Here is a 12,763-nt window from a genome sequence, read left to right on the forward strand (position 1 = left end):
TTTGATTTGATGTGGATCAAACGCTTCTGGGAGAGGTAATCGTGATGAAGAGAGCTTACGCAGCCCTGGCTGCGCTGGTCTGTCTGCTTTTTGCGTCCGGCAGTTTTGCCGATCAGCCGCAGCCCTGGCAGGCGACCCTGCAGCCCGCGGCAACGCCGATCATGGAGCAGATTCGCTGGTTCGAGCAATATACCCTCTGGTTCATCGTTCCGATCACGCTTTTCGTTCTTCTCCTGCTGGTGATCGTGGTGGTGAAGTTCCGCGCCGGCGCCAATCCGGTGCCGTCCAAGACCAGTCACAACACGGTGATCGAGATCGTCTGGACCGTCGGGCCGGTTCTCGTGCTGCTGTTTTTCGCGATCCCCTCGTTCAATCTCCTGTCGGCCCAGCTGACCCAGCCGGAGAATCCGGATCTCACCGTCAAGGCGACCGCCACCCAGTGGCAGTGGAATTATGAATACCAGGGCGAAAAGGAAGTGGCCTTCGACAGCTATATGCTGAAGGAAGAAGACCGCGCCGCCGCCGGCAAGGAAGACAAGTCCGTCTATCCGCGCCTTCTGGCCGTCGACAACGAAATGGTGATCCCGGTCGGCAAGACCGTGCGCCTGCTCGTCACCGCCGCCCCGACGGATGTCATCCATTCCTTCGCAATGCCATCTTTCGGCGTGAAGATCGATGCCGTGCCGGGTCGTCTCAATGAAACCTGGTTCAGGGCCGATCGCGAAGGCCTGTTCTACGGCCAGTGTTCGGAACTCTGCGGCAAGGACCATGCGTTCATGCCGATCGCGATCCGCGTCGTCTCGGAAGAGAAGTACGCCGCCTGGCTCGATGCGGCCGGCTCGGATCTGGCTGGCGCCAACAAGGCGCTGATGGCCGCTGTCGACGGGCCGGCTAAGTCCGTCCAGCTCGCCGAAAACGTTTCGAACTAATTGGAGGAGTGAGGACAATGGCTGGAACTATTGCTCACGACGATCACGCCCATGATGCCCACGATCATCATGACCACAAGATAAGCTTCTTTGACCGCTGGGTGCGTTCGACCAACCACAAGGATATCGGCACGCTCTACCTGATCTTCGCGATCGTCGCCGGCATCATCGGCGGTGCGCTGTCGATCGCCATGCGCGCCGAACTGCAGGAGCCGGGCATCCAGATCTTCCACGGTCTGGCTTCCATGGTCTACGGCTTCGAGGGCGATGCTGCCATCGACGGCGGCAAGCACATGTTCAACGTCTTCACCACGGCGCACGCGCTCATCATGATCTTCTTCATGGTCATGCCGGCGCTGATCGGCGGCTTCGCCAACTGGATGATCCCGATCATGATCGGCGCTCCGGACATGGCCTTCCCGCGCCTCAACAACATTTCCTTCTGGCTGATCGTTCCGGCCTTCCTGCTTCTGCTGCTTTCGATGTTCGTCGAGGGACCGGCAGGCGCCTATGGCGTCGGCGGCGGCTGGACCATGTATCCGCCGCTTGCGACCTCCGGCCAGCCCGGCCCGGCGGTGGACCTTGCGATCTTTGCGCTCCACGTTTCCGGTGCGTCCTCGATCCTTGGCGCGATCAACTTCATCACCACCATTCTCAACATGCGCGCTCCGGGCATGACGCTGCACAAGATGCCGCTCTTCGCCTGGGCCGTCCTGGTCACCGCCTTCCTGCTGCTGCTGTCGCTCCCGGTTCTCGCTGGCGGCATCACCATGCTCCTCACCGACCGCAACTTCGGCACGACCTTCTTCGCGCCCGAAGGCGGTGGCGACCCGATCCTCTACCAACACCTGTTCTGGTTCTTCGGTCATCCGGAAGTCTACATCCTGATCCTGCCCGGCTTCGGCATCATCAGCCACATCGTCTCGACCTTCTCGAAGAAGCCGGTCTTCGGCTATCTCGGCATGGCCTACGCCATGGTCGCGATCGGTGCCGTCGGCTTCGTCGTGTGGGCGCACCACATGTACACGGTCGGTCTGTCGCTCGCCGCGCAGCGCTACTTCCTCTTCGCCACCATGGTTATCGCGGTGCCGACCGGCATCAAGATCTTCTCCTGGGTTGCGACGATGTGGGGCGGCTCGCTCACCTTCCGCACCCCGATGGTCTGGGCGATCGGCTTCATCTTCCTGTTCACCGTGGGCGGCGTCACCGGCGTCCAGCTCGCCAATGCCGGCCTCGACCGTTCGCTGCACGACACCTATTACGTTGTGGCTCACTTCCACTACGTTCTGTCGCTCGGCGCCGTCTTCGCCATCTTCGCCGCCTGGTACTACTGGTTCCCGAAGATGAGCGGCTACATGTACAACGAGTTCCTCGGCAAGCTGCATTTCTGGGTCATGTTCATTGGCGTGAACATGGTGTTCTTCCCGCAGCACTTCCTCGGGCTCGCCGGCATGCCGCGCCGCTACATCGACTATCCGGATGCCTTTGCCGGCTGGAACTACGTTTCCTCGATCGGTTCCTACCTCTCGGGTGTCGGCGTTCTGATCTTCCTCTTCAGCGTCTTCGAGGCATTCGCCAAGAAGCGTGTTGCCGGTGACAATCCGTGGGGCGAGGGTGCCACCACGCTGGAATGGCAGCTCTCTTCGCCGCCGCCGTACCACCAGTGGGAACAGCTGCCGAAGATCAAGTAAGGCAGGCATCTGCCCTGACGAACAACGGGCGCCGCTCCCTCGTAGAGCGGCGCCCGGCAGGAAATGCCCGAAAGGGATCGAAAGACAGGACATGGGATAATGGCAGTCATCGACGATCGCGATACGCTCGGGTTCGAAGGCGAGGTTCGCCTTTCGGAGGCCGGTGCGCGCGATTTCTTCGCGCTCCTGAAGCCGCGCGTCATGTCCCTGGTAGTCTTCACGGCGTTTGCGGGCCTGGTGCTGGCGCCGGGCCATATCAATCCCGTTCTCGGCGTCATCGCCATTCTCTGCATCGCGGTCGGCGCCGGTGCCTCCGGTGCGCTGAACATGTGGTATGACGCCGATATCGACGCCGTCATGAGCCGCACCGCGACACGCCCCATTCCCGCCGGCCGCATCGCGCCGAACGAGGCGCTGGCCTTCGGCCTCGTGCTTTCCGTCTTTTCCGTGTCGATCCTCGGGCTCGCCGTGAACTGGTTCGCAGCCGGATTGCTCGCCTTCACCATTTTCTTCTATGCCGTCGTCTACACCATGTGGTTGAAGCGCTCGACGCCGCAGAACATCGTCATCGGCGGCGCCGCCGGCGCCTTCCCGCCGATGATCGGCTGGGCCTGCGTCACCGGCGGCGTTTCGCTCGACAGCATCGTTCTGTTCCTCATCATCTTCCTGTGGACTCCGGCGCATTTCTGGGCGCTTGCTCTCTTCAAGATGCGCGACTACGGCGCGGTCGGCGTGCCGATGCTGCCGAATGTCTCCGGCGAGACCGTCACCAAGCGCCAGATCGCCCTTTATGCGGTCCTCACCGCCGTCACCGGCGTCGTTCCGACCGTGACGGGCCTCTCCTCGTTCTGGTACGGCCTCTTCGCCGGCGTGCTCGGCGCGCTTCTGGTGCTCTGTTCCATCTCCGTCTGGCGCATGCCTGACGGGGACGAGAAGATGATGCCGGCCAAGAAACTCTTCGGTTTCTCCATCGTTTACCTGTTTGCGATCTTCTCGGGCCTGCTGGTCGACCACTACGTCGCATCGCTTGCCGCCATGTTCGGAGGTGCCGCCTGATGGAAACGGTCAAGCTCAACGAAGCGCAGAAGAAATCCCGCCGCGGGCGCAACATCGCGCTCGGGCTGGTGCTCGCGGCGCTGGTGGTGCTGTTCTACGTCGTGACGCTGGTCAAGATCGGCAACATGGGCCAGTGAGAGCGGAGGGGCGATCTTGACGATGACGACGAACGAGACGGGCAAGGGAAAGCGTGGCAACGGCACGATCCTCGTCGCGTGCCTCGTTTTCGTCGGCTGCATGGTCGGCGTGTCCTTTGCCTCGGTTCCGCTCTACCGGCTTTTCTGCCAGGTCACCGGCTATAACGGCACGACCAAGCGCGTCGAGCAGGTTTCCGATGTCATCCTCGACAAGAAGATCAAGGTCACCTTCGACGCCAATGTGTCGAATGGCCTGAACTGGGATTTCAAGCCGGTCGAGCGCTCGATCGATCCGCGGATCGGCGAGACCGTCCAGATCAGCTACACCGCGACCAATCGCTCGCCCTATGCGACCAAGGGGCAGGCGGTGTTCAACGTCACGCCGATGGAAGCCGCCGCATACTTCAACAAGGTCCAGTGCTTCTGCTTCACGGAAACGGAGCTGAAGCCGGGCGAGACGCTGGAAATGCCGGTCGTCTTTTTCGTCGATCCCGCCATTACCGAGGCGGTGGAGACGAAGGAGATCGGCACGATCACGCTGTCCTACACCTTCTATCCGGATAAGGGGGAGAAGCCGGTGGCCCTGGCTCCGCAACAGGGTGGGGCAGAAAAGCCGAAATTATGAGAGGAGGGGTCCGGTCCGCCGGACCTTATGGAAATTTTGACATTCGGGGATTGCTGAAATGGCCGAAGCGCACCAGAAACATCACGACTACCACATCATTGCCCCAAGCTCCTGGCCTGCTTTGGCCTCGCTTGGCGCATTTCTCATGACCTTCGGTGGCGTGGGCTATATGCGCTACCTGAACGGCGGCTCGTTCAAGCTGTTCGGCCTCGAACTCGCCCAGCCCTGGCTGTTTTACATGGGCCTCGTCCTTGTTCTCTACACCATGATCGGCTGGTGGGCGGACACCATCAAGGAAGCGCATGAAGGTGCGCATACCCGTGTCGTTTCGCTGCATCTGCGCTACGGCATGATTATGTTCATCGCCTCCGAGGTGATGTTCTTCGTGGCCTGGTTCTGGGCGTTCTTCGATGCGAGCCTCTTCACCAACGAGGCGATCCAGGCGAGCCGCATGGAATATACCGGCGGCCAGTGGCCGCCCAAGGGTATCGAGGTTCTCGATCCCTGGCATCTGCCGATCTACAACACCGTCATCCTGCTGCTCTCCGGCACCTGCGTCACCTGGGCCCACCATGCCCTGCTGCATGGCGATCGCAAGGGCCTGATTAACGGCCTGGCGCTGACGGTCGCCCTTGGCCTGCTCTTCTCCTTCGTGCAGGGCTATGAATATGCCCATGCTCCGTTTGCCTTCAAGGATTCGATCTATGGCTCGACCTTCTTCATGGCGACCGGGTTCCACGGCTTCCACGTCATCGTCGGTACGATCTTCCTGACCGTCTGCCTGCTGCGTGCCGCCAAGGGCGATTTCACGCCGAAGCAGCATTTCGGCTTCGAGGCGGCCGCCTGGTACTGGCACTTCGTCGACGTGGTCTGGCTGTTCCTGTTCTTCGCGATCTACATCTGGGGCGGCTGGGGTGCGCCGATCGCCCACGGCTGATTGCGCTTCAGGAAATACGGAAAGACGACGGCGCCTGCGGGCGCCGTTTTTCATGAAGCGCGCTTCGGACCGGAACAGGGCGTGCATTTTGAGGTTTGGCGGCCAGGACGTATAACCGACCGGAGCGTGCGCCGCCAAATGGGGTGAGCCGCCATGCAGATGGAAGAGAGATCATGAGCGAGGATAATGCCCATTTCGCCCCCGTCGATCCCGTGAAGGCCGGCCTGAAGGCATGCTGCCCGCGCTGCGGTGAGGGGCGCCTGTTCGACGGTCTGACCAAGCTCAGGCCCCGCTGCAGCAATTGCGGCCTCGATTATTCCTTTGCCGATTCCGGCGACGGGCCGGCGATTTTCGTCATCCTGCTGGCCGATCTCATCGTGGTGGGCCTGGCGGTCTGGACCGAGATCAACTACCAGCCGCCGGTTTGGCTGCATTTCGTGCTGTTCGGCCCGCTGGCGATCTTCGTGTCGATCTGGCTGCTTCGGACCATCAAGGCGCTCCTGATCGCGCTGCAGTACAAGAACAATGCCGCGCCGGGAACGATCGACCGTGGCTGAGACCGGTGCCGTCACCCGGAGGCGAGGAGGCTGGCGTTTCGCCGTGAGCGCCGTTGCGGTGGCGGTCGCCATGGCCATTCTCCTTTCGCTCGGCACCTGGCAGGTTCGGAGGCTTCATTGGAAGGAAGCGCTGATCGCCGAAATCGAGGCGCGGCGTCATGCCGATCCGCTCGATGTCGCGGGCGTCGAGGGCGTGTTGCGCGACGGCGGCGATGTCGATTATCGCGCCGCCCGCGCAGTTGGCCGCTATCTCAACGACAAGGAGCGGCATTTCCTCGCCACCTTCGCGGGGCAGGCGGGCTTCTACGTCTATACCCCGCTCGCTCTGGCCGATGGACGCTATCTCTTCGTCAATCGCGGCTTCGTACCCTATGACCTGAAGGAACCCGCAACCCGGCCGCAAGGCGAGCTTGAGGGGGAGCAGAGTGTTTCGGGTCTGGCGCGCGCAAGGCTCCTGGCCAAGCCCGGTTTCATGGTGCCGGACAATGACGAGGCGAAGAACATCTTCTACTGGAAGGACCTCGACCGCATGGCCGCAAGCGTCGGCCTGCCGGCCGACAAGGTGCTGCCATTCTTCCTCGATGCGGATACGACCGCTGTTCCGGGCGGCCTGCCGCGGGGTGGCGTCACCCAGGTCGATCTGCCGAACAGCCATCTGCAATATGCGATCACCTGGTATGGGCTAGCCTTGGCATTGGCGCTAGTCGCCGCCTTCGCCTATGTTCGCCGCAGGAACTGAGCGGCCCGCTGTCGCCGGCCGAAGGGGAGAGAAAACCGTGACCGTCATCGCCAATAGTCTCGTCGCGCTCGTGGCGCTCGAACATGTCTATATTCTCGTGCTGGAGATGTTTTTCTGGACGAAGCCGGCGGGGCTGAAGGCCTTCGCGATGAAGCCGCAACAGGCGGAGGCGACGAAGGTTCTTGCCGCCAATCAGGGTCTCTATAACGGCTTTCTGGCGCTCGGCCTGTTCTGGTCGCTTGCTCATCCCTCACCGGAATTTGCGTTTCAGCTCAAGCTGTTTTTCCTTGGCTGTGTGTTCGTTGCTGGCCTATATGGAAGCGTGACGGCATCGCGGAAGATCCTGTACATCCAGGCGCTTCCAGCCGTGATTACCCTGATCCTCGTGCTTCTGGCAGGCCATTGATGAATGTGAATGTCTCCCGACCGCCCCTGACGATTAGGCTTTGCGGGCCCCGCGGCTTCTGCGCCGGCGTGGACCGCGCCATCCAGATCGTCGTGCTGGCGCTGAAGGGCTATGGTGCGCCGGTCTATGTGCGACACGAGATCGTGCACAACCGTTACGTGGTCGAGGGGCTGGAGGCCAAGGGCGCCGTCTTCGTCGAGGAACTGGACGAGATCCCGGAAGAGCATCGCGCCCAGCCGGTCGTCTTTTCCGCCCATGGCGTGCCGAAATCAGTCCCCGCCGATGCGGCCGCCCGAAACCTCTTTTATCTCGATGCCACCTGTCCGCTGGTGTCGAAGGTGCACAAGCAGGCCATGCGCCACCAGCGTCTCGGCCGCCATGTGATCCTGATCGGCCATGCCGGCCATCCGGAGGTGATCGGCACCATGGGCCAGTTGCCTGAAGGCACGGTTTCGCTGATCGAGACCGTGGAGGATGCCGATGCCTACCAGCCGGCCGATCCAGACAATCTCGGCTATGTCACCCAGACCACTCTTTCGGTGGACGATACGGTCGGCGTCATCGCCAGGCTGCGCGAACGCTTTCCCAATCTGAGCGACCCCTCCGCCGACAGCATCTGCTATGCCACGACCAACCGGCAGGAGGCCGTCAAGCAGGCGGCCCCCGGCTGCGACCTTTTCCTGATCGTCGGTGCGCCGAATTCGTCCAACTCCAAGCGACTGGTCGAAGTGGCGCTGAAGGCCGGCGCGAAACAGTCGTTATTGGTGCAACGCGCTTCCGAAATCGACTGGGATGCCGTCGGACCGATCCGCACAGTCGGTCTTTCGGCCGGCGCCTCCGCCCCCGAGGTCATCGTCAACGAGATCATCGAGGCCTTCAAGGCACGCTACGACACCACCGTCGAGCTTGCCGAATTTTCCATCGAGAACGAGCATTTCCTCGTCAATCGTGAACTGCGCTCGATCGAACTCACCCACCAGGACATGGCCTGGGTGAATGGGTGAGTTGCGACGGCGCAGCCGGAAAAACGATCCAGTGAATCGTTTTTAGCAACGAACGCCCTGAGCCTTAGCGAAGGGCCGGGCTACGTTTCCGCGTATTCCCATCCCGCGCAGCCGGAAAAACGATCCAGTGAATCGTTTTTAGCAACGAACGCCCTGAGCCTTAGCGAAGGGCCGGGCTACGTTTCCGCGTATTCCCATCCCGCGCAGCCGGAAAAACGATCCAGTGAATCGTTTTTAGCAACGAACGCCCTGAGCCTGAGCGAAGGGCCGGGCTACGGTTCCGCGTATTCCCATCCCGCGCAGCCGGAAAAACGATCCAGGGAATCGTTTTTAGCAACGAACGCCCTGAGCCTGAGCGAAGGGCCGGGCTACGGTTCCGCGTATTCCCATCCCGCGCAGCCGGAAAAACGATCCAGGGAATCGTTTTTAGCAACGAACGCCCTGAGCCTTAGCGAAGGGCCGGGATAGGCTTCCGCATGCCAGCCCCGAAGAGCTGCCACTTAACGGAAAGATCCGCCGGCACCCTGCCGGGCGACCTCCTCGTGAACCGGGAAATAGGCCGACCTGTCGATGTCGGCGAGCAGGCCCGGCTGGGTCGGCTGCCATCCGAGAGCGTTCCGTGTCCACTCGCTGGAGACCCGGTTGTCGATCGCGGCGAAATGCCGGAACCAGCCGAAATGCTCTGCCGCTTCCTCCGCTGACTTGCCGACCACCGGTATATCGAGGCGGCGGCCGATCACCTCGGCGATGGAGCGGAAGGGTATGCCTTCCTCGCCGACGGCGTGATAGCGCGCGCCCGTGGCGGCGTTTTCGAAAGCCAGCCGGAAGGCTTTCGCCGCGTCGAGCCGGTGCACCGCCGCCCAGTGGTTCGTGCCCTCGCCAATATAGGCGGAAACGCCGGTCTTGCGCGCCATGTCGATGAGAAGCGGCACGAAGCCGTGATCGCCGTCGCCATGCACGGAGGGCGGAAGCCGCACCACCGCCACGCGAACGCCTTTCGCCGCGACGGAATTCACCGCATCCTCGGTTGCCACGCGCGGGATCGTGCCGGAAACGGGCATGTCGTCCTCGGTGATAAGGCGATCCCCCGAGAGCAAGCCCGTGCCCGACGTCACGATCAGCGGCCGCTCCGAACCGGCGAGCGCCGAACCCAGCGCCGTGATTGCCCAGCGGTCGTTCTCGCAGTTCTCCGCGAACTTTGAAAAGTCGTGGTTGAAGCCGGTATGGATGACGCCGTCCGCGAGCGCCGCAGCGCTTGCCAGGCTCTGCAGGTCCTCGATATTGCCGCGATGCACCTCCGCCCCTGCGGCAAGAAGCGATGCGGCGGCCGCATCGGAGCGGGCAAGCCCGGTCACCCTGTAGCCGGCGTCGATAAGTTCCCGCACGACGGCGGAGCCGACGAAGCCCGTGGCTCCAGTCACGAAAATACGCATGGTCTCTGTCCTTCCTGATTTCGCGGCTGCCAATTGCCGCGTTGAACAAAGAATAATGCATTGCTGGAGACGATCTATGCGTTATAATCCGCATTATCTTTCAGATCGTCCGAGATGTGTCCATGGACCCGCTGTCAAACGTGCTGTCGCTGCTGAAGCCGCACAACTATCTTTCCGCCGGTTTCGAGGCTGCGGCGCCGTGGGCGATCCAGTTCCCGGATCAGCGGCAAGGCATAAAATGCGTGGCGGTCACAGCCGGCGAGTGCTTGCTGTCGGTGGAGGGCGTGACGGAAGGGGCGTGGCTCGGCCCCGGTGATTTCGTGCTCCTGCCGAGTGGCCGGCCCTTCCTCATGGCAAGCCGCGGCGATGTGGCGCCCGTTCCCGCCACCTCGATCTTTTCGCCCGCGCAGCCGGGGCGTGTCACCCGCATCAACGACGGCGGAGATTTTTCCGCTGTCAGCAGCCGTTTCGGGCTCGAAAGCCAGCATGCCGGCATTCTCCTGAAGGCCCTGCCGCCCATCGTGCTCATCCGCGACGAACGGGGCGAGGCCGGGCTGCGCTGGTCGGTCGAGCGGATGATGCAGGAAATGCGCGAGCCACGGCCTGGCAGCTTTCTCGTGCTGCAGCATCTCGCCCACCTGCTTCTGGTGCAGGCACTGCGGATCTATCTGGCAGACGGAGCGAAATCCGTCGGCGCGGGCTGGCTCTTCGCGCTGGCCGACAGACAGTTGAGCAGGGCGATGAACGCCATCCATGAAGAACCCGGCCATCGCTGGACGCTGGATGCGCTCGCCGCCCGCGCCGGCATGTCGCGGTCGAGTTTTGCCGAAAGGTTCAGGCAGATGGTCGGCATCGCCCCGATAGACTATCTGGCCCGATGGCGCATGCTGCTCGCCTGCGACCGGCTGGAAAACACGGATGACACCGTTTCGCTGATCGCGCCGGCGTTGGGTTATGAATCGGAAGCCGCCTTCAGCACTGCGTTCAAGCGGATCATGGGCTGCTCGCCGCGCAGCTATGTCCGCGACCGGGAGCAGGCGTGGGCGAAGGAGACGGAAGATAAGGACGTATCGCTCTCGCTTGCCTTTTGACGTGGTCGGACGTTCTTTTCCGCCCCCGAAACCTGTGCCTCGTGTCGTTCCGGGACTGGCACTCGTCCATCCCCCTGTGTATGCCTTGCGCTATCATTGCCGGCAGCACGGAACGGATCGCGGGACATAAGAAGTGGCAGTCTATACCGATATCACCGAAACCGACCTCAAGGCGTTTCTCGCCGAATACGAAGCGGGCGAACTCCTGTCCTACAAGGGCATCGCCGAGGGCGTGGAGAATTCCAATTTCCTGCTGCACACTTCGAAGGGACCGCTGATCCTGACGCTTTATGAAAAGCGCGTGGAGAAGAACGATCTGCCCTTCTTCCTCGGCCTGATGCATCATCTCGCCGATCGCGGGCTGTCCTGCCCGCTGCCCCTGCCGCGCAAGGATGGTGCTCTTTTAGGGGAGCTCTCCGGCCGCCCGGCGGCGCTTATTTCCTTCCTCGAAGGCATGTGGCTCAGAAAGCCGGAGGCGAAGCATTGCCGTGAAGTCGGCAAGGCGCTCGCCCAGATGCATGTTGCGGGCGAAGGCTTCACCTTGAAACGCCCCAACGCGCTGTCGCTCGAAGGCTGGAAGACACTGTGGGCGAAGTCGAAGGACCGCGCCGACGAGGTGGAGAAGGGGCTGGAAGGCGAGATCGGCGGCGAGATCGCCTTCCTTGCCGAAAACTGGCCGAAGGACCTGCCGGAAGGCGTCATCCATGCCGACCTTTTCCCCGACAACGTGTTCTTCCTGGAAGACGAGTTGTCCGGCCTGATCGACTTCTATTTCGCCTGCAACGATTTCCTCGTCTACGACCTGTCGATCTGCATCAACGCCTGGTGCTTCGAAAAGGATGGCGCCTATAACGTCACCAAGGGCATGGCGATGATCGAGGGCTACCAGTCGGTGCGGCCGCTCTCGCAAGCCGAGGCGGCGGCGCTGCCGATCCTGTCGCGCGGCTCGGCGCTGCGCTTCTTCCTGACGCGCCTCTATGACTGGCTGACCACGCCGGAAGGCGCACTGGTGGTGAAGAAGGACCCGCTCGAATACCTGAAGAAGCTGCGCTTCCACCGGCAGGTCGCATCTGCCGCCGAATATGGACTTCGCGCATGAAGCACGTTGATATCTTCACCGATGGCGCATGCTCTGGAAATCCCGGCCCCGGCGGCTGGGGCGCGATCCTGCGTTATGGCGAGACCGAGAAGGAACTCTTCGGCGGCGAGGCCGAGACCACCAATAACCGCATGGAACTGATGGCCGCGATCTCCGCGCTGAACGCCCTGAAGAGCCCTTGCGAGGTCGATCTCTACACCGACAGCGCCTATGTGAAGGACGGCATTTCCAAGTGGATTTTCGGCTGGAAGAAGAACGGCTGGAAGACCGCCGACAAGAAGCCGGTGAAGAATGCCGAACTCTGGCAGCAGCTTGAGGAAGCCCGCAACAGGCACAAGGTGACGCTGCACTGGGTCAAGGGCCATGCCGGCCACCCGGAAAACGAACGCGCCGACGAACTCGCCCGAAAGGGCATGGAACCCTTCAAGAAACCCAATCTCGGCAAGGCGCTGTTGCAGGGCAAGTGAACGTCCGTCCGTGATCGGGCGAAAACAACGATCTTCGGCGTCCCCGCCGCGCACCCGCACTGGTCGTTGCCGCGAACGAACCCCCGCGTCGCATTCCCGCCTTGCCAACCGGACCATTCTCCCTATCCTTCGGCCAACGACAAGGAAGGGAGACATCCATGATTCAGCACAGCGTGTTCCTGCGTTTCAAGGCCGCCACGCAAGCCGCCGAAAAGCAGGCGATCTACGATGCCATCGTTGCGCTGAAGGAGGTCGTGCCCGGCATGATCGACGTGAAATACGGGCCGAATGTTTCGCCGGAAGGGCTGAACGGCGGCTATCTCGACGGCTTCGTCGTCACCTTCGAGGACGAGACGGTGCGCGACTATTACCTCCGCCATCCCGACCACATCGCAGCCGGCGAACGGATCGTCCGCGCCACCGATGGCGGACTGTCGGGCGTGCTCGTGTTCGACATGGTGGTGTAAGGCATAGTCCACTTCTGCCCTGAAGGGCTTCGTACAACGAAAACGGCGGGCAGCTATCGCCACCCGCCGCCTGACTGCTGACAAAGGTCTTTATTGATCCCTGACGCACCCTTCTCCGTCATGCC

General features: G+C 62.1%; 15 protein-coding genes. 14 read left to right on the forward strand and 1 reads right to left on the reverse strand.

Annotated features, from left to right (window positions below; genetic code table 11):
* The first annotated feature begins 44 nt into the window (after positions 1 to 44).
* The 10 genes from coxB to ispH all read left to right on the forward strand — a co-directional run bounded on the left by coxB (position 45) and on the right by ispH (position 8,081).
* Positions 45 to 929: a cytochrome c oxidase subunit II gene (gene coxB, locus J5N58_RS18220; RefSeq protein WP_112829649.1), complete on the forward strand. Its 885-nt coding sequence runs from the start codon at positions 45 to 47 to the stop codon at positions 927 to 929.
* Positions 930 to 946: 17 nt separating this feature from the next.
* Positions 947 to 2,620: a cytochrome c oxidase subunit I gene (gene ctaD, locus J5N58_RS18225; RefSeq protein ID WP_113437460.1), complete on the forward strand. Its 1,674-nt coding sequence runs from the start codon at positions 947 to 949 to the stop codon at positions 2,618 to 2,620.
* Between the two features lie 99 nt (positions 2,621 to 2,719).
* Positions 2,720 to 3,676, forward strand: coding sequence for a heme o synthase (locus J5N58_RS18230; RefSeq protein WP_113340390.1), 957 nt, complete (start codon positions 2,720 to 2,722; stop codon positions 3,674 to 3,676).
* Positions 3,676 to 3,813 carry a hypothetical protein gene (locus J5N58_RS18235; RefSeq protein WP_112829646.1) on the forward strand — a complete coding sequence of 46 codons (138 nt, stop codon included), beginning with the start codon at positions 3,676 to 3,678 and terminating at the stop codon, positions 3,811 to 3,813. Before J5N58_RS18230 ends, J5N58_RS18235 begins: the two co-directional genes overlap by 1 nt.
* A 22-nt stretch (positions 3,814 to 3,835) precedes the next feature.
* Positions 3,836 to 4,438: a cytochrome c oxidase assembly protein gene (locus J5N58_RS18240; RefSeq protein ID WP_244712169.1), complete on the forward strand. Its 603-nt coding sequence runs from the start codon at positions 3,836 to 3,838 to the stop codon at positions 4,436 to 4,438.
* Between the two features lie 58 nt (positions 4,439 to 4,496).
* A complete protein-coding gene (locus J5N58_RS18245) occupies positions 4,497 to 5,375 on the forward strand; it encodes a cytochrome c oxidase subunit 3 (protein WP_112829644.1) in 879 nt (292 codons plus the stop codon).
* Positions 5,376 to 5,548: 173 nt separating this feature from the next.
* Positions 5,549 to 5,932: a DUF983 domain-containing protein gene (locus J5N58_RS18250; protein ID WP_112829643.1), complete on the forward strand. Its 384-nt coding sequence runs from the start codon at positions 5,549 to 5,551 to the stop codon at positions 5,930 to 5,932.
* A 70-nt stretch (positions 5,933 to 6,002) separates the two neighbouring features.
* Positions 6,003 to 6,671, forward strand: coding sequence for an SURF1 family protein (locus J5N58_RS18255; RefSeq protein WP_244712171.1), 669 nt, complete (start codon positions 6,003 to 6,005; stop codon positions 6,669 to 6,671).
* A gap of 37 nt (positions 6,672 to 6,708) precedes the next feature.
* Entirely contained in the window at positions 6,709 to 7,077 is a 369-nt protein-coding gene (locus tag J5N58_RS18260; protein WP_113439466.1) for a DUF1304 domain-containing protein, read from the forward strand.
* The gene (gene ispH / locus J5N58_RS18265; protein WP_112829640.1) at positions 7,077 to 8,081 is read left to right on the forward strand and encodes a 4-hydroxy-3-methylbut-2-enyl diphosphate reductase; all 1,005 of its coding nucleotides are present in this window, start codon (positions 7,077 to 7,079) and stop codon (positions 8,079 to 8,081) included. Before J5N58_RS18260 ends, ispH begins: the two co-directional genes overlap by 1 nt.
* A gap of 500 nt (positions 8,082 to 8,581) precedes the next feature.
* Here the strand turns inward: ispH and J5N58_RS18270 are convergent, their stop codons facing one another.
* A complete protein-coding gene (locus tag J5N58_RS18270) occupies positions 8,582 to 9,514 on the reverse strand; it encodes an SDR family oxidoreductase (RefSeq protein WP_244712097.1) in 933 nt (310 codons plus the stop codon).
* 122 nt (positions 9,515 to 9,636) lie between these two features.
* Between J5N58_RS18270 and J5N58_RS18275 the strand changes: the two genes are divergently transcribed.
* From J5N58_RS18275 to J5N58_RS18290, 4 genes are all read left to right on the forward strand, one after another.
* On the forward strand, positions 9,637 to 10,605 hold the full coding sequence (locus J5N58_RS18275) for an AraC family transcriptional regulator (RefSeq protein WP_244712099.1): 969 nt from the start codon (positions 9,637 to 9,639) through the stop codon (positions 10,603 to 10,605).
* 133 nt (positions 10,606 to 10,738) lie between these two features.
* Positions 10,739 to 11,704: a homoserine kinase gene (locus tag J5N58_RS18280; RefSeq protein ID WP_244712101.1), complete on the forward strand. Its 966-nt coding sequence runs from the start codon at positions 10,739 to 10,741 to the stop codon at positions 11,702 to 11,704.
* Positions 11,701 to 12,171: a ribonuclease HI gene (gene rnhA / locus J5N58_RS18285; RefSeq protein WP_112831164.1), complete on the forward strand. Its 471-nt coding sequence runs from the start codon at positions 11,701 to 11,703 to the stop codon at positions 12,169 to 12,171. The genes J5N58_RS18280 and rnhA overlap by 4 nt, the downstream gene beginning before the upstream one ends.
* Positions 12,172 to 12,329: 158 nt before the next feature.
* The gene (locus tag J5N58_RS18290; protein WP_113439769.1) at positions 12,330 to 12,638 is read left to right on the forward strand and encodes a Dabb family protein; all 309 of its coding nucleotides are present in this window, start codon (positions 12,330 to 12,332) and stop codon (positions 12,636 to 12,638) included.
* Positions 12,639 to 12,763: the final 125 nt, after the last annotated feature.

Origin of the sequence: Paenirhizobium cremeum, from assembly GCF_022884085.1 — a bacterium.
In the GTDB taxonomy this organism is placed as follows: Bacteria; Pseudomonadota; Alphaproteobacteria; order Rhizobiales; family Rhizobiaceae; genus Allorhizobium; species Allorhizobium cremeum.

Excerpts from the sequence above, each read along its gene's own strand:
- coxB (WP_112829649.1), top strand. The coding sequence starts at position 45 with ATGAAGAGAGCTTACGCAGCCCTGGCTGCGCTGGTCTGTCTGCTTTTT.
- ctaD (WP_113437460.1), top strand. The coding sequence starts at position 947 with ATGGCTGGAACTATTGCTCACGACGATCACGCCCATGATGCCCACGAT.
- J5N58_RS18230 (WP_113340390.1), top strand. The coding sequence starts at position 2,720 with ATGGCAGTCATCGACGATCGCGATACGCTCGGGTTCGAAGGCGAGGTT.
- J5N58_RS18235 (WP_112829646.1), top strand. The coding sequence starts at position 3,676 with ATGGAAACGGTCAAGCTCAACGAAGCGCAGAAGAAATCCCGCCGCGGG.
- J5N58_RS18240 (WP_244712169.1), top strand. The coding sequence starts at position 3,836 with ATGACGACGAACGAGACGGGCAAGGGAAAGCGTGGCAACGGCACGATC.
- J5N58_RS18245 (WP_112829644.1), top strand. The coding sequence starts at position 4,497 with ATGGCCGAAGCGCACCAGAAACATCACGACTACCACATCATTGCCCCA.
- J5N58_RS18250 (WP_112829643.1), top strand. The coding sequence starts at position 5,549 with ATGAGCGAGGATAATGCCCATTTCGCCCCCGTCGATCCCGTGAAGGCC.
- J5N58_RS18255 (WP_244712171.1), top strand. The coding sequence starts at position 6,003 with ATGGCCATTCTCCTTTCGCTCGGCACCTGGCAGGTTCGGAGGCTTCAT.
- ispH (WP_112829640.1), top strand. The coding sequence starts at position 7,077 with ATGAATGTGAATGTCTCCCGACCGCCCCTGACGATTAGGCTTTGCGGG.
- J5N58_RS18270 (WP_244712097.1), bottom strand. The coding sequence starts at position 9,514 with ATGCGTATTTTCGTGACTGGAGCCACGGGCTTCGTCGGCTCCGCCGTC.
- J5N58_RS18275 (WP_244712099.1), top strand. The coding sequence starts at position 9,637 with ATGGACCCGCTGTCAAACGTGCTGTCGCTGCTGAAGCCGCACAACTAT.
- rnhA (WP_112831164.1), top strand. The coding sequence starts at position 11,701 with ATGAAGCACGTTGATATCTTCACCGATGGCGCATGCTCTGGAAATCCC.
- J5N58_RS18290 (WP_113439769.1), top strand. The coding sequence starts at position 12,330 with ATGATTCAGCACAGCGTGTTCCTGCGTTTCAAGGCCGCCACGCAAGCC.